This is a genomic window from Saccharothrix sp. NPDC042600, from assembly GCF_040647305.1.
GTDB lineage: Bacteria > Actinomycetota > Actinomycetes > Mycobacteriales > Pseudonocardiaceae > Actinosynnema > Actinosynnema mutabilis.
In genome coordinates, this window is the sequence record NZ_JBEZBW010000144.1 from 1 (window position 1) to 16,910 (window position 16,910).

Here is a 16,910-nt window from a genome sequence, read left to right on the forward strand (position 1 = left end):
CAGATCGCCGGGGTCGGCCTGAAAAAGTTTCGCGAGGAACGAGCGAAAGTTTTTTGGACGACCCCGGCGATCTGTGGTTGCCTCCGGCAGGCCGTACGGGGGACGAACCGACGCCCTTCCACCCCCCGGGGGCCTGCCGCGCGGCGAGCGCCGCTTTTCGCTCTTCGCTCTTCGCTTTCGCTCTTCGCTTTCGCTCTTGAGCACGCGCCCGCGAGCCACGCTCGAAAGCGAAGCGTCAGTCCGGACAGCTGGTCAGAGCCGCCACAAACCCCGCAAACGACGAAGCGATCCGCCGCGGCACCCGGTCCTCGTCCACGTACACCACCGCCGGCTCCCCACGAGCCCCACAACCCCGGTAATCCAGCATCACCGTGTCATGACCAGCCGACGGCATCTGGCAGATCACCACGCCCACGTCCGGATAACCCCACTCCTCCACCATGTACCGGCTCCCCAGCTCCGGCGAGTCGATCCCCCACTCCCCTCCGATGCCCCGCAGGCCCCGGATCTCGATGTGATCCGGGGCCCACGAGGTCGGGAACGGGGTGAACACGCAACGGCGGCGAGGGGTGCCGCCGTTGCGTCGAGCGAGCAGCTCCAGGTAGGTCCGAGGGAGGGCGACGCCCAGCAGCGCCTCCGCCCCTCGGACCATCTCCCCGGTCAGAGGAGGACCCGTGTAGTACGGGTCCTCCTCCCAGAACTCGTCACTCATGCGTCTTCAACGCGTGCCCTCCGGTGTGGCCGGTGCGGCTGTGGACGTCCTGCCTGATGAGCTGCATTCGACCACTGTCCTGGTGGTGGTGCCAGGTGTAGTCCTTCGGCGTGCTCTTCAGGCCCGCCGCCTCGTTGGCCAGCTTCTCGTCCATCTTCCGGTTGCCGGTGAGCTTGATGCGCACGTCCGGCACCTTCGGGTGGCGCCACTTGGAGAAGTCCGGGAAGCCGTTCTTGTCGAACGGGACGCCGGTCTTCGGGTGGGTCTTGCCGGCCAGGTGCTTGTTGCGGATGACCGGACCACCGCAGTTGTGGACGAGAACATCAGCCGCACCCGCCGCCACGTAATACGTGTGCAGGCCCTCGACCGTCAGGTTGTGGACCCGTTGCGCCTGGGTCCACGCCCGAACCGCCACCACCTGGACGTACGTGCCGCTGCCGGTCCGCAGGAGCGTGCCGGCCTTCAGCAGCCCCGCGTCGACCCACGAGTTCAGGTCGACCGACCAGAACGGGTGGCCGTCCGTCGCGATGACGGTCCCGGACCCGGCCCCGGTGTCGACGGTGATCTCGACCAGGTCCTTCGAGCCGTCACCGACGATCAGGTCGGTGACCGGACGGGACTCGGTGAGCCCGGTCTCCGGGTCGGTGGCCACCACGAGATCACCGATCTCGACCTCGCTGATCGGCTTGCGGGTGCCATCAGCCATCAGCACCGGCGTGTCCGGTGTGAAGCTGTTCGGCACCGCACAGGGCACGGACGTGTTCCGCGCCGCCTTGGCCGCGTCACCGCCCTTGTCCGCCGCCCGCGCTCCTTGCAGAGCCCGTTCGGCATCTCTCGCCCGGTCGGCGGCCTTGACGACCTGGACACCCTTCTCCGCCGCGCGACCGGCCTTGATCAACGCGCCCGCGCCGCCGGGCACGACCGGCAGCACCAACGCCGCGCCGTCCGCGACGATGCCGACCGCGTCCAGCGCGGCACCCCAGCCGTTGCCCTCCCGCACGTTCTGCACGAAGCTCGCCACGCCGACGCCCAGGCTGATGGCGTCCCACGCGCTTTCCACGTACCGGCCGTCGGGGTCGGTGAACTTCACCGGGTTGTTGCGGCCGTACGTGTACGCCGCGAGGTTGAACGGCTGGTACACACCGCCGCCCGGAGCACCGTCCAGGTAGGACTCGATGATCGGGTCGGGGCTCTGCCACACCTGCGTCCGCGGGTTGTAGTACCGCGCGCCGTAGTAGTAGAAGCCGGTTTCCTCGTCCAACTCCTTGCTGCCGTACAGGTACGGGACCGGCGTGGGTTGCGCCGGGTGCTCCTGCACCCACGGCTCGCCGAACGCGAAGTACTCGGTGTGCTCGGTCAGGTTGCCGTGCTCGTCCGTGACGTACCCGGACGACCCGAGGTGGTCGGCGTGGAAGTAGAAGTGGTGGTTCTCGTAGGTGGAGTCGGGCTTGACCGTCTTCGTGGCGATCCGGGTGTCACCGACGAACACGTGCTTGAACGATTGCCCGTTGCGCTCGCTGAACGCCCGGTTCGGGTAGATGTGCTGCGGACCGGCGTTCTTGACGACCCGGTTGCCCTCGTCGTCGTAGACGTACCGCACGGTCGCCGGCTGCTGCGGACTGGTGCACGCGTCCGGGTGCTGGGCGACGGTCTTGTTGCGGCTGTGGTCCTGGTTGCAGGCGAGCCGGTTCTCCTCGTCCCACACGAGCTGTCGGCGCTTGCCCGGCGCGGGCGGCAGGGTGTTGACCGAGTCGATCAGGTTGCCGTTGGCGTCGTAGGACTCGTTGACCGGGCCGACGCCGCTGGGCGCATGCGGCTTCCCGCTGTTGTAGGTGTAGCTGTAGTCGTAGGTGGTCTTCTTCTGCTCCTGGGCGTTGCCATCGGTAGACGTGGAGTAGGAGACGGGCTCATAGGCCGGAGCGGTGGTCGTAGTGGGTTCGGTGGTCGGAGCGGGTTCGCTGACCTGCTCGTCCTCGGGCTCGATCGCACCCAACGGCGGCAGCGGCTCCCCGGTCACCGGGTCCGTCACCGGGTCGTCGGCCAACACCTGCGACTCCGGGGCCGGCGCCAACGTCGTCCCCGGGTTGACCAGGATCTCGTGGCGCTGCGACTTGCCGGTCAGGTTGTGGATCGAGTCGTAGGCCAACGTCATCGAGTACCGGTCGAGCTTGTTGTCCTTGTTCTGGTACTCGCCACCCGCCGACGTCAACCGGTACAGGTCGTCGTACCGGTAGGTCTGCCTGCTGGGCCCACCGATCGGCTTGCCGTGCGGCAACGGCACGGTGTTGGTCAGCGACAGGACGTTGCCGACGTTGTCGTACTCGTAGGCGATGTCCTGGAACTGGTGCCCGTCCGCCAACCTCGACTTGAGGTTGCTCAACTGCCGGTCGGCCGGGTCGTAGGCGAACGTGGTGACCACGCCGGTACCGGTCTGCTGCGCCAGCCGCTGGCCGAACTTGTCGTAGTCCAACCGCACCAGGTACGGGTAGTCGAACCCGGCCTTGCGCCCGGTCGCCCGGTGGACCTGGCCGCCGGAGTCGTACTCGTAGGTGAGCACCTCGCCGTCGGGGTAGGTCATGTCCAGCACGCGGTTGAACGAGTCGTACCGGTACTGGGTGGTGTAGGTCCGCGCGGGCGTGACCAGCGCGGTGACCGTGCGGGTTTCGCTGGTCTTCTCGCCCAGCGCGCCGTACTTCCGGGTGACGGTTCCAGCCCCGTCACGCACCGCCACCACGCGGTCCGCGCCGTTGTCGGGCGCGCCCGGCCCACCATAGGTGTAGGTGACGTTGTTGCCGGCGAACACCGGGTACCGGATCCCGGCCAGCCGGTTGTACTCGTAGTCGTACTCGACCGCCTTGGCCACCGCCCGCAGCTTGGCGGTGATCTTCGCGGTCTTGTTGCCCGCCAGGTCGTACCGGGTCTCGGTGCGGCCGTGGTCGGGGCTGTCCACCACAGTCCGGCGGCCGAAGTTGTCGTACTCGGCCTTCGTCGTGTTGCCCTTGTCGTCCACGACGCTGGTCAGCTGGCCCATCGGGTCGTAGCCGTAGCTGGTCCAGATCGGCGTGCCGGCGTTGAACTCCTTCACCGACGTGGTCAGCACGCGCACGTCGGTGTAGGTCCGGCGCTGCTTGCCGTTGGCGTCGGTGGCGACCGTCTCGAACCGGGTCGCGCCCGACCGGTCGACGCCGAAGCCGTAGGACAGCTCGTTGGACGTGCCGTCCGGCAGCACGGACCGCACGCTGCGGTCCATGACGTCGAAGCTCAACCGGGTCGGGGCCACCGTGTCGTAGGAGCCGTTGAACGCGGTGTTCGCCGCGCCCTTCGGCTCGGTCACCGGGTAGAACTGCTCGACCACCCGGCCCAGCGGGTCGAACGTGACCCGCCCGGACACGACCATCACGTCCGCCGGGTTCGCCCCGGCGACGGTCGCGACCCGGCCGTCCTGCTTGCTCTGCACCGGACGGGCCAGGCCGTCGGCGAACTGGACGGTGTCGATCGTGTCCTCGCGGACACCCGTGGCCGTCCGGTCGAGGTGCCGCGTGACGGCGTACGGGACGCTCGCCTCCGGGTGGTACTCGAAGTCGATCGTCGCCCGGCCGGAACCGATCTCGTACGGGCCGACGATCTCGTCCACCCGGCCCACGCTGTCGTACGAGGTGCGCAGGGACTGGTGGTTCTCGTCGATCGTCAGGTCCGGCAGGCCGAACCGGATGTCGTGCGTGGCCGTGGACTCGTAGCCGAAGCTGTCCTTGATGTGCTCGACGTGCACGCCCACGACGGTGTCGTAGCCGTACTCCTGCTTGTACCGCTGGCCGTTCTTGTTGGCCGGGCCGGTGATGGTCCGCAGGTTGCCGTTCGGGTGGTAGGTCAGGTCACTGACCGCCGCCGATCCATCCGGCAACAGCTCCTTGACCACCGTCACGTCACCCGACGAGCAGTCCACTGTGGACTCGCGGTGACGCATCAGGGTCCGCGGGTTGACCCCGGACTCCCGCACCAGGTTCGCCACGCCGACGATGTTGCGGTCGCGACAGGCTTGGACGGACGCCGTGTAGCCGAATTCGGCTTCCACGTCGTCCGCCGGTCCGGCGTCGGCCGCGTCGAACGACCGCACGAGGTTGCCGTAGTCGTCATACGCCATCTCGGTGTACGTCGACTTGCCCGGGTTGGCCTGACCCTCGTGGTAGTGCTTGTCCACGCGGGCCAGCAGCGGGAACACCGTCGCCGTGGTGGACGCCGGGTTCGCGGTGCCACCGGTGCCGACATCACGCAACTGGTAGGTGTTCACCGTCTCCTGGAACAGCCGGCCAGCCGGGTCGGCGGTGACCGACCGGGTCACCAGGCCGCGCGCGTACACGGTGTCGGTGCGGTACTCCTCGGTCAGCGTCCGCAGCACGGCGTCGCCCGTGCCCGCGTCGCGCTGCTCGGCCACGACCTTGCCGTAGCCCAGGAACTCGCGCTCCAGCCGGTCGTACTTGCCGCCCTCGTAGCGGAACGTGGACAGCTGCACGTCCTGGCCGTCGCCCGGGTGCCCGTCGTGCACCGCCGACCGGGACAGCACCCACTTGGAGTCGGGCTGGTCGGTGGTGTTGCCGGACCGGGTGTAGTCCAGGTCGATCTTCGCGCCCAGCGGCCGGGACACGGTGCGCAGCAGGTTCGTGCGCCCGGTCTTGTTGGCGGCCACCACGAACTCGTTGTCCCGGGTCGAGCGGACGTGGTCGGCGTAGCCGTCGCCGTTGACGTCGCGCAGCGCCACCTCGGCGCGGCCGATACCGGTGGAGACGTCGCCGCCGGGGTTGAACACCAGGCAGCCGAAGAAGAAGCAGAACCCGAACGTGAAGTACACGCCGCCGCCGAGGGTGGCGTTCTCGTCCTTGCCGATCTCCCCGCCGCCGCCGCCGCGGAACGGGGTCGGCGCGCCGAACCCGTTGCCGGTGTTGATCGCGACGCCCACCGGCTGGTCGCCGTTGGCGAACACGCGGTCGGCCAGGCCGTCGCCGTTGACGTCGAGCAGCGTGGCGCTGGTGACCGACGAGCCGACCGCCGCGGACACGCCGCCCGCGAACCCGTAGTAGTTGGTGTTGAAGCCCAGGTTCACGCCGGCGTTGGTGGTCTTGCCGTCGTTGACCGGGCCGCCCGGCCACGGCTCGCGCGCCGCGAACGAGTAGCCCAGGTTCAGCGCGGCGTCGCCGTTGTCGAACACCTTGTCCGGCAGGCCGTCGCCGTTGATGTCGAGCAGGTCGTAGCCGGTGTCGGACTCGCCGCCGCCGACGTTGCCGCCCACGCCCAGCGCGGGCATCTCGACGCCCGCCTTGGCGCTGTTGGCGTTGCGGCTGCCCGAGGGAGCGTCCTGGCCGCGGGCGTTGCCGCTGGTGCGGGCGGGGCTGCCCGCGTTGGCGTTGACGCCGTAGGCCAGCGACTCCGACTCGCGCACCGCGCCGCCGACGCTGCCGCGGGTGTCGCCCAGGCCGCCGGTCATGTCGGAGTACTGGACGCCCGCCGAGCCCACGACGTCGGGGAACCGGTCGCCGTTGAGGTCGAGGAAGTCCAGTTGGCCCGTGGTGCGGCCCTTGGCCACGCTCGCGCCCGCGCCGATCGGCACGCCCGGGATGCTCGCGCCGAACGTGGTCGAGATCTGCTGGGTGCGGCCGCGCCGGGACACCGCCGAGGCGCCGGCCACGTCGCCGTCGGTCACCACGTCGATGGTGTCCAGGCCCATGCGGGAACTGGCCGCGGCGTCCCGCGCGACCCAGGTGTTGTCGTCCGCGCCCGCCCAGCGGTCCTGGGCCGGGAGCGGCGCGAACACCGTGATCCGGGGTTGCTTGACCTTGGGGTCGTCGGTGAAGCCGGGGACGTCGTCCTCGGTGGGGCCGTCGGGCAGGTCGTCCTTGTAGCTCTCGTCCAGGACGAGGTCGCTGCGCACGATGGGCTGGGTGGCCCGCTCGCGGTTGCCCTGGTAGCCGATCGCGCCCCAGCCCCGGTACGGCTGGGCGAACGCGCCCTGCTCGGCCGAGGCGTGCAGCGCGGTCGGGACGGCGGTGAAGTTCGTGCCGTCGTAGGAGATCGTCGCGGACTGGCCGGTCAGCCGCGCGGGCAGGCCGGTGTCCAGGGTGGCGAAGTCGAAGAACAGCTCGTCGCCCTGGGTCACCTCGGCCGTGACCCGCAGGTCGGCCGGCACCTGGCCGTTCACGACGTCGATCACGCGCTTGGCCAGCAGCGCACCGCGCTTCTTGACGGTGAAGACCACGCGGGTGTTCGGGGTCTGGCCGGCGAAGTCGAAGGCCAGGGCCGGGTCGACGGTGACCGTGCCGGTCCGCGTCGCGGTGTGCGACGCCTGCGGCGCGGTCAGCGTGGACACCGGGTACATGTCCAGGTCGTAGGGCGGGTTGATGACCAGGACCGGGTTGCCGTTGTCGTCCACGACCGAGTCGAGGCCCTGCGCGGCCGTGTAGTGGGCGCGCGGGACCCAGCGCAGGGTGCCGGCGTCGATGGGCGAGTCCACCTTGAGCCGCCAGGACAGAGTGTCGTTGGCGGTGACCGGGATGTCCAGGTCGAGGTGGGCGGTGTCCTCGGTGCCGCGGTCGAGCACCTGGCTGTAGACGTCGGTGCCGTTGCGGGTCACGACGACCGTGACGTCGTCGGTGGTCGGGCCGGTCTTGGTGACGTCACCGGACAGGTGCAGCGTGCCGGTCAGCGGCGCGACGACGACCGAGGGCCGGCCGCCGAGGGTGAAGTCGCGGGAGGCCAGGTAGGTGTCGTTGGCCAAGCCGTTGACGTCGGTGCTCGCGGTGAAGCTGGTGTAGGTGACCTTGGGGTCCCACGCGACCGTGTCGTACATGCCGTCGAGCACGGACTGGACGCGGAAGAACAGCGCCTCGCCCTTGCGCACGGCGATGGCGTCGGTGCCGGTGGGGGCGAACTCGATGTGGTCGTCGGGGCCGATGCGCTGGGCCCACAGCTCGGTGTCCTGGTGCTGGACGGTGACCCGCACGCCGTCGGCGCGGGTGTAGGCCTGCCGCTCGGGGCTGGTGTCCTGGACGAGCTTGACCCGGCCGTCCACGCGGACCGTGCCGTCGAACGGGGCCACCCAGCGGCGCACGCCGTCCAGCAGCGGGAACGTGTCCACCTGGCGTTGGAACTCGGCGGTCTGGTCGCCGACGATCGTGCCGGACGCGGTGCCGGAGCCGATCGGGACGCCGGTGTCGCCGCTGTCGGTGGAGTAGGCGGGTTGGCCGTTGGCGTCGAGGTGGCCGAACAGCACGCCGCCGTTGTTGACCAGGTCGGTGATGCCGTCGCCGTTGACGTCCAGGAAGTACCGGTCGGAGGTGGTGGTCGTGGAGACGTGGTCGAGCTGCGCGGCGACGCCGAAGTAGGACTCGATGCCGACGGTGCCGGAGCGGGTCTTCTCGGTGGAGATGCCGGGCAGGTTGGTCAGGCGGATGGCGGTGTCGCCGAACCTGGTCGGGCCGTCGGGGCCGGACTCGTTGGGCCGGTAGAACACGCCGCCGCCGGAGCGGAACACCTTGTCCGGCAGGTTGTCGCCGTTGACGTCGGCGAGCGCGAGCAGGCCGTCCGACGAGCCGGAGTTGTAGCCGACCTTGACGCCGGCGGAGTTGGACTTGCTGACCGAGGTCGGGTTGTAGCCGACGTAGAGGTGGCCGCCCGCGCTCTTGTTGGTGGTGGCGGACAGGGCGCTCGCTTCGCCGTCGCGGACGTTGACGCCCAGGTCGTCGTCACCGATGCCCCAGTTGCCGGCGGCGTCGAACGCGTTGTAGGCGCCGGACTGGTCGCGGATGTCGTCGAAGTAGTCGAACGTGTGGGTGTTGAAGCGGGCGTTGTTCGCGTCGAACTGGCTGACCGAGGCGAGCAGGGTCTTGGCGAACGCGCCCTGCCGGTAGTCCAGCTCGTAGGCGCGGATCAGGGTGTCGTCCACCTTGACCTCGACGCGGCGCAGCAGGTCCGCGGTGACCCGCTTGAACCCGGCGCGGGCGTCGATCTGCACGTCGGCGCGGCGGGGTTCGCCGCGGTCGCGGTCGCGGGTGAAGGTGACGGAGTAGCGGCCCTCGGTGTCGCCGTGGCCGGTGTAGGTGATCTTGGTCAGGTAGAGGTTGCGGCCGGGCACCGAGCCGTTCGCGACGCCGCCGTCCTCGACCGCGGCGCTGTGGTAGCGGACGAAGTTGCCGTTGGTGTCCCGGGTCTCGCGCAGCGCCCAGGTGGCGATGTTGCCGGCGGCGTCCTTGAGGGTGGAGTTCGGGTCGTTGCCGAAGGTCGAGCGCGTGCCCTCGCGGTCGGTGACCTCCCACCAGTAGTTGGTCGGGTGGTCGCCGTGCCGGACGATCCGGTCGAACCGGCCCTCGACGCGGGTGTGGAAGACCTTCTCGGCGGTGCGGGGCAGCAGTTCGCCGCGGTGGGCGACGGGGGTCAGCTGTTCGCCGTTGAGCAGGTAGGACTCGGTTTCCAGGCCGGCGTGGTAGCGCGGCACGCCCCAGCGGGTGTCCAGGGTGATCTGGGCCTGGGCGAGGTCCCAGCCGACGCCGGTCCAGCCGTTGCCGCCCGCGGAGTTGTACTGGACCGCGAGCTTGGGCTGCATGCCCGAGCGGCCCGGCGGCACCTCCAGCGGGTAGGACAGGCGCGCGTCGCCCATGTTGTTCGCGGTCGGGGCGGAGACCAGGTTGACGCCCGCGGCGGGGTCGGCGGCCTTGATGCCCTTGAGCTGGTTGGGGTTGAACGCCGCGCCCTCGGGGTGGTCGGGGACGCCGACCGACCCGTCGCCGGTCGAGGTCGGGGTGACCCGGCCGCCGAACAGCTCCGGTGGCGTGAGGCCGAAGGCGACCAGCGCCAGGACGACGAGGAGCACGCCGCCGGCGCGTCCTCTGGGTATCGGTCTGCGGCGGGTCCCACGTGACATGCGACGTCCCCTCATAGGCGGCGGCTTCCTTCACCCGTTTCGGGTACGGCGGCCGCGCTCGTTACCAGGGGGTCGCGCCGTCACCCGGCCGGCCTAGCGGCCCGGCTACGGGAACCCGAACCTTGACGCCCGCGCGACCAGCGGCTTAGGGTCCGCGCATTCGAAACTTAGCAATCTTCTTGCGAAAGTTTCGACGGACAGCCGTCGCAAGGAAGCGAGAAGCTCCGGCATGAGAACCACCCGTCTGGCCACCGCCGCGCTCACCGCGTTGGCCCTGTTCACCCCGATGACCGCCGCGGCCACCGAGGACGCGCAGGTCGAGGACGCGGGCCACGCCCGCAAGGACACCCTGCGGCACGCCGCGCCCAAGGGGTTCAAGATCGGCACCGCCGTCGCGGGCGGCGGGCACCACGAGACCATGCCCTACCCCGACCCGTTCACCTCCGACCAGCCCTACCGCGCCGTGCTGGCGGCGGAGTTCAACTCGGTGTCGGCCGAGAACCAGATGAAGTGGGAGTACATCCACCCCGAGCGCGACCGCTACAACTTCGGCACCGCCGACGCCATCGTGAAGTTCGCGCAGCGCAACCGGCAGGTCGTGCGCGGCCACACGCTGCTGTGGCACAACCAGAACCCGGCCTGGTTGACGGAGGGCGCCTTCACCAAGGACGAACTCCGGTCCATCCTGCGCGACCACATCAAGACGGTGGTCGGCCGGTACAAGGGCAAGATCCAGCAGTGGGACGTGGCCAACGAGATCTTCAACGACTCGGGGCAGCTGCGCACCACCGAGAACATCTGGATCCGCGAACTCGGCCCCGGCATCATCGCCGACGCGTTCCGCTGGACGCACGAGGCCGACCCCAAGGCGAAGCTGTTCTTCAACGACTACAACGTGGAGGGCGTCAACGCCAAGAGCAACGCCTACTACGCGCTCGTCCAGGAGCTGAAGGCGCAGGGCGTCCCGGTGGACGGCTTCTCCGCGCAGGCGCACCTGAGCACCCGCTACGGGTTCCCGGGCGACCTGCAGGCCAACCTGGAGCGGTTCTCCGCGCTGGGCCTGGAAACCGCGATCACCGAGCTGGACGTCCGCATGGACCTGCCCGCGGACGGCGTGCCGACCGCGGCGCAGCTCGCCCAGCAGGCCGACTACTACAACCGGACCCTGGTGGCGTGCCTGGCCGTGGAGGGCTGCGACTCCTTCACGATCTGGGGCTTCACCGACAAGTACTCGTGGGTCCCGGTCTTCTTCCAGGGTGAAGGCGCGGCCACTGTCATGTGGGACGACTTCTCCAAGAAGCCCGCGTACCACGTGCTGAAGGAGACGCTGGCGAAGGCGGGCCGGCGCTGACCCTTCAAAGGGACCGCTCCCAACCGACGATCGGAGGTTAATCCCCGGCCACGGCCGGTCCTATCGTCGGAACCTGATCGGAAAACCCTGCTCCCGGGCCGCGCCACGCGGTCCGGGAATTTCCGGTGAGGAGCACCCGATGAAATCCCTGCGATGGGCGGGTCTGGCCGTGTTCACGGCCGCCGCGGTCGCGCTGTCGATGACAGCCGCGTCCGCGCACGACCCCGAGACACCCGAGGGCCAGGCCGCGGCACGCGCCTTCCTGGCCGACCACCAACCCGCCGAGCGGCACGCCGTCGTCGGCACCGCGGCCGGGGTGCCGTGCGTCGACGGCAAGGCCGACATCTACCCCTGCAAGAACGTCGACCTGCTCAGCGTCCTGCCGCTGGCGAGCATGGGCGGCGGCAACGGCAACGACATCTGGGGCTGGACCGACCCGTCCTCCGGCAAGGAGTACGCGATCGTCGGCCGCACCAACGGCACCGCGTTCGTCGACGTCAGCACCCCGACCGCGCCGAAGTACCTGGGCAACCTGCCCTCCAACGGCGGCAGCAGCACGTGGCGGGACATGAAGGTCTACAAGGACCACGCGTTCATCGTCGCGGACTTCATCTCCGGCCACGGCATGCAGGTGTTCGACCTGACCCGCCTGCGCACCATCACCACGCCGCAGACCTTCACCGCGGACGTGCTCTACAAGGAGTTCGGGCCGGCGCACAACATCGCCATCAACGAGGAAACCGGCTACGCCTACGCGATCGGCTCCAACACGTGCAGCGGCGGCCCGCACATGGTGGACATCCGCACGCCGAAGTCGCCCAAGAACGCCGGTTGCGTCTCCCAGGACGGCTACACCCACGACACGCAGTGCGTCGTCTACCGCGGCCCCCACACCCAGTACCAGGGCCGTGAGATCTGCTTCAACGCCAACGAGGACACGCTGACCATCGTCGACGTGACCGACAAGGCCCGCCCGGTCCAGCTGTCCCGCAAGGGCTACTCCGGCTCCCAGTACTCCCACCAGGGCTGGCTCACCGAGGGCCAGCGCTACTTCCTCCTGGACGACGAGCTGGACGAGTCCTCCGGCACGGACAAGCGCACCAAGACCTACATCTGGGACCTGGCCGACCTGACCAACCCGGTGCACACCGGCACCTACAACTCCCCCGCCACGGCGATCGACCACAACCAGTACGTCAAGGGGCAGCACAGCTTCCAGGCCAACTACCAGGCCGGTCTGCGCATCCTGGACGTCAGCGGCGTCGCCTCGGCGCGGCTGACCGAGGTCGGCTACTTCGACATCTACCCGGCCGGCAACGAGGCCAAGTTCAACGGCGCGTGGAGCAACTACCCGTACTTCGCCAGCGGGATCGTGCTGGTCAACGGCATCGAACAAGGCCTGGTCGTCGTCAAGCCCAACCTCGGCGGCACCGAACCCCCGCCCGGCGGCCGGTTCGAGAACACCGCCGACGTCCAGATCCCCGACGCCGGCGCGGCCGTGACCTCGTCGGTGACGGTCTCGGGCGTGTCCGGCAACGCCCCGGCCACCTTGCAGGTCAACGTCGACATCAAGCACACCTACCGCGGCGACCTGGTCATCGACCTGGTGGCCCCGGACGGTTCGACGTACCGGCTGAAGGCCTCGAACAACGACAGCGGCGACAACGTGGTCACCACCTACACCGTCAACGCCTCGGCGGAGACGGCCAACGGGACGTGGCAACTGCGCGTGCAGGACGTCTACCGGGCCGACACCGGCTACATCGACGCCTGGAGCCTCCAGTTCTGACCCCTTGAAGGCGGGTGGCGGCCCCACCGCCACCCGCCTCCAGCGATGGAGCGACGCATGCGCACCCTGCGGTTCACCGACTGGGCCTTCCTGGCCGCCGCCGCGGCCGTGGTGGTGGCGGCCACGATCACCCTGACCCGCCCCACCCCCGCCCCCGCCCACTCGACCCACCAGCCCGACCTGGTCCCCGCCGCCCACAGCGACGGCCTGTCCGAGGCCGAGGGCGGCTACCGGTTCGACCGCGTCACCATGCCCGCCGAGCGCGGCCCGGCCGTCCCCGTCGCCTTCCGCGTCCTGGGCAAGGACGGCACACCGGTGACGACCTTCCTGGACAACCAGACCAAGCAGATGCACTTCTTCGCCATCCGCGACGACATGCACGTCTTCCAGCACGTGCACCCGACGCTGCAAGGCGACACCTGGCACACCACCCTGTCCCTGCCGGACGGCGGCGCCTACCGCATGTTCGCCGAGTTCGTGCCGACGGACACCAAGGACCCGCGCCACCCGGTGGTGCTGGGCGTGCCGTTCACCGTCCCCGGCGACACGTCCCTGGTCCCGGTGCCCGCACCGGCGGCGCAGACCGTGACAGCGGACGGCTTCACGGTGACCCGCGTGGACGAACCCGGACAACCGGGCGTGATGCGCCCGCAGTCGTTGCGGTTCGCCATCCGCGCCCCCGACGGCACCCCGGTCAAGGCGCTGGACCCCCACCTGGGCGCGAACGGCCACATGACCGGGTTCCACACCATGCTCCTGTCGGCGACCCACCTGCACCCGGTCGAACCGGCCGGCGCGCCACTGATCAACGGCGAGCTGACGTTCCGGGCGGTGTTCGCGGACAAAGGCGAATACCGCTTGTTCCTGGAGTTCTCCCACAACGCCAAGCTGCACACCGCGGCCATCACGATCGCCGTGACCTGATGGAACGCATAGCGATCTGCGGGATCGGCACCGAGTCGAGCACGTTCAGCGCCCACCGCACGACCCGCGACGACTTCACCGTGTGGCGCGACCTGAGCCGGTACCCGTTCCTCGACGACCTGCCGGGCGTCGAGTTCGTGCCCGTCCTCATCGCCCGCGCCCTGCCCGGCGGGCCCGTCCGCGCCGACGCGTTCGCCGAGCTGCTGGACGGCATCACCGCCGGGCTGGCCGAGCGCGGCCCGTTCGACGGCGTGTACCTCGACCTGCACGGGGCCATGCACGTCGAAGGGCTGGACGACGCCGAGACGCACCTGGCGCGGCGGGTGCGACAGGTGGTCGGCGACGTCCCGATGTCGGCCTCGATGGACCTGCACGGCCAGGTCACCCGCGAGTTCGCCGAGCTGGTGGACCTGCCGACGGCCTACCGGACCGCGCCGCACGTGGACGTCGAGGAGACCCGGCAACGCGCGTGCCGCCTGCTCGTGGACCGCCTGCGCGCCGGCGGGCGCCCGGTCCGCGCGTGGGTGCGCGTGCCGCTGCTGCTGCCCGGCGAACGCACCAGCACCCGCCTCGACCCGGCCCGCGCGCTCTACGCCCGCCTGCCGGCGGTGTCCGCGCGGCCGGGCGTGCTCGACGCGTCGATCTGGATCGGCTACGCCTGGGCCGACGCGCCGCGCAGTGCCGTCAACGTCCTCGTCGCGGGCACCTCGGCGGACGCCGTCACGGGCGCCGCCCGCGAGCTGGCCGAAGACCTGTGGGAGGCCCGCGACGACTTCGCGTTCTGCGTCCCGGCCCGGTCCCCCGCCGACGCCGTCCGCGCCGCCCTGGACTCCGACCGCCGTCCGTTCTTCGTCAGCGACTGCGGCGACAACCCCACCGCCGGCGGGTCCGGCGACGCGACCTTCTTCCTGCGGACCCTCCTGGACACCCCGGCGCTCGCCGCGGGCGCCCGGACCGCCGTCTGGGCCTCCTGCGTCGATCCCGCCGCCGTGCGGGCCTGCCGTGACACGGGCGGGGGCGGCGCGGTGGACCTGGCCGTCGGCGGCTGCCTCTCCGGCGACGAACCCACCCGGCTGACCGGTGTGGTGCACAAGGTGGTGGAAGACGACCCGGTGGGCGGCGACATCGCCGTGGTCCGGTCCGGGGGCGTGCACGCCGTCCTGACCTCGCGCCGCAAGCCCTACCACCTCGTCGCCGACCTCACCGCGCTCGACCTGGACCCCGCCGCCCACGACCTCACCGCCGTCAAGATCGGCTACCTCGAACCCGACCTGCACCGCGCCGCCGCCGGCTCCGTCCTCGCCCTCACCCCCGGCGGCGTCAGCCAGGACCTGGCGGGCCTGCGCTACGAACGCCTGGTCCGGCCGATCCACCCGCTCGACGCCGGGATGCCCCACCCCGACCTCACACCGGTCCTGGTAGGCACGAGTCGGTAGCCGCCCGACACCCCACGGTCGGGTGATAGCGGGAACTTCCGGCGGTCGCGATCCGACCACCAGGCCACAGGCACTCTCGAACAGGGGCGAACACCTCGATGTCAGGCACGAAGAACCCGGTGACCGCGCGCCGCGGCCCGTCGCTGAACCTCATCCTCACCGCCGTCGTGGTCGTGGTCGCCGCGGCCGTGATCGGCGGCATCCTCCTGGCCAACCGCTCCTCGGGCGCGGGTGGCGGCGGCGTGCCGGACGAGCGGCTGGTGCCGGCCAACGCGCACACGCTGTCCACAGTGGAGGGCGGCGGGGTCACGCTCGTGGAGTTCCTGGACTACCAGTGCCCGGCGTGCGCCTCCTACTACGCCAACGTGACCAAGAAGCTGGAGCAGGACTACCAGGGCCGCATCACCATGGTGACCCGCAACTACCCACTGCAGATGCACCCGTTGGCGCTGCCCTCCGCCAAGGCCGCCGAGGCCGCCGCGAAGCAGGGCAAGTACAAGGAGATGTACCACGCCCTCTACGACGGGTTCGAGTCGTGGGCCGTGAACGGCAAGACCACCAGCAGCGACACCGCCGCCGCGACCGCGAAGTTCGAGGAGTACGCCAAGACCCTCGGGCTGGACGTGGCGAAGTTCCGCGCGGACATGGCCTCGGCCGACGTCCAGGCCGTGATCGACCGGGACCTGGCCGACGGGCAGGCGCTGGGCGTGAGCAGCACGCCGACGTTCTTCCTCAACGGCGAGAAGTTCACCCCGAGCGGCAACACCTACCAGGACGTGGACCGCGAGCTGCGCGCGAAGATCGACGCGGCGCTGGGCGGATGAACCCCCGGCTGGCCTGGCTCTACGTGATCGGCGGCGGCCTCGGCCTGGGCGCCGCCGCCGCGCTCGCGCTGGAGAAGATCGCCAAGCTGCGCGACCCCGCGTACGTGCCGACGTGCTCGCTCAACCCCGTGGTGTCGTGCGGGTCGGTGATGGACAGCCCGCAGGCGGAGGCGTTCGGCTTCCCGAACCCGTTGCTGGGCATCGCGGCGTTCGCCGTCGTGGTCACCACCGGGGTCGCGGTGCTGGCGGGGTTCGAGCCGCCCCGCTGGTACCGGGTGGCGATGAACGCCGGCACCGCGTTCGGGGTCGTGTTCGTGCACTGGCTGATCTTCGCGAGCCTGTACGACATCCGCGCGCTGTGCCCGTACTGCATGGTCGTGTGGGTCGTGGTGCTGCCGATCTTCTGGTACACGACGCTGGACACGTGGCCCGCGCTCGCGCCGCTGCGCCGGGTGCACAGCGCGGTGCTCGCGCTGTGGTACGCGGTGATCGTGGTGCTGGTGCTGTTCGCGTTCTGGGACTACTGGTCGAGCCTGGTGTGAGGTTCCTGCCGCTGGTCATGGTGCGGATGCCGGTGCTGCCGCTGGAGCGGTTCCGGGACCTGCAGCCGGACTCGCTCGACGCGGCGGGCCGGTTGTGGGCCGACGCCAGGCTGCGCGACGCGGTGCGGGCGGCCAACCCCGAGTTCGCCCGCGAACTGGACCGGCGGGGCGCGCCGGACCGGCGGGCGGCGCCGGCGTTGTTCCGCTACGCCAACCGGATGGTGACCCGGCCGACGCCGTTCGGGCTGTTCGCGGGCACCGGGTTCGCGTCGTGGGGCGCGGACGGGCCGTCGCGCGCGCCCCGGGCCGTGCGGCGGCACGACCGGGTGGACGCGGTGGCGGTGGGCGCCCTGGTGCGCGGGACGCGGCCGGAGGTGGTGGGGCGCAACCCGACCGCGCGGGTGTCCGGCACGCGGGTCGTGGC

9 protein-coding genes are annotated in these 16,910 nt (G+C 70.4%); 7 read left to right on the forward strand and 2 right to left on the reverse strand.

Annotated elements, in window-relative coordinates:
* Positions 1-235: 235 nt before the first annotated feature.
* The gene (locus AB0A74_RS39780) at positions 236-712 is read right to left on the reverse strand and encodes an SMI1/KNR4 family protein (RefSeq protein WP_358257972.1); all 477 of its coding nucleotides are present in this window, start codon (positions 710-712) and stop codon (positions 236-238) included.
* Entirely contained in the window at positions 705-9,569 is an 8,865-nt protein-coding gene (locus AB0A74_RS39785; RefSeq protein ID WP_358257974.1) for a SpvB/TcaC N-terminal domain-containing protein, read from the reverse strand. The genes AB0A74_RS39780 and AB0A74_RS39785 overlap by 8 nt, the downstream gene beginning before the upstream one ends.
* Before the next feature lie 280 nt (positions 9,570-9,849).
* On the opposite strand from AB0A74_RS39785, the gene AB0A74_RS39790 reads away from it, so the two are divergent.
* From AB0A74_RS39790 to AB0A74_RS39820, 7 genes are all read left to right on the forward strand, one after another.
* Positions 9,850-10,971, forward strand: a complete 1,122-nt coding sequence (locus AB0A74_RS39790; RefSeq protein WP_358257976.1) for an endo-1,4-beta-xylanase — start codon at positions 9,850-9,852, stop codon at positions 10,969-10,971.
* Between the two features lie 139 nt (positions 10,972-11,110).
* Complete coding sequence (locus AB0A74_RS39795) at positions 11,111-12,760, forward strand: choice-of-anchor B family protein (RefSeq protein WP_358257978.1); 1,650 nt, start codon at positions 11,111-11,113, stop codon at positions 12,758-12,760.
* Positions 12,761-12,817: 57 nt separating this feature from the next.
* Positions 12,818-13,684: a hypothetical protein gene (locus tag AB0A74_RS39800; protein WP_358257980.1), complete on the forward strand. Its 867-nt coding sequence runs from the start codon at positions 12,818-12,820 to the stop codon at positions 13,682-13,684.
* Positions 13,684-15,120: a M81 family metallopeptidase gene (locus AB0A74_RS39805; RefSeq protein ID WP_358257982.1), complete on the forward strand. Its 1,437-nt coding sequence runs from the start codon at positions 13,684-13,686 to the stop codon at positions 15,118-15,120. The genes AB0A74_RS39800 and AB0A74_RS39805 overlap by 1 nt, the downstream gene beginning before the upstream one ends.
* A 98-nt stretch (positions 15,121-15,218) precedes the next feature.
* Positions 15,219-15,944 (forward strand): thioredoxin domain-containing protein, encoded by a 726-nt coding sequence (locus tag AB0A74_RS39810; protein WP_358257984.1) that lies wholly within the window; start codon positions 15,219-15,221, stop codon positions 15,942-15,944.
* Positions 15,941-16,486, forward strand: coding sequence for a vitamin K epoxide reductase family protein (locus AB0A74_RS39815; RefSeq protein ID WP_358257986.1), 546 nt, complete (start codon positions 15,941-15,943; stop codon positions 16,484-16,486). The genes AB0A74_RS39810 and AB0A74_RS39815 overlap by 4 nt, the downstream gene beginning before the upstream one ends.
* The coding region (locus AB0A74_RS39820; RefSeq protein ID WP_358257987.1) for a lantibiotic dehydratase at positions 16,483-16,910 on the forward strand (428 nt) is incomplete at its 3' end. The genes AB0A74_RS39815 and AB0A74_RS39820, both read left to right, overlap by 4 nt.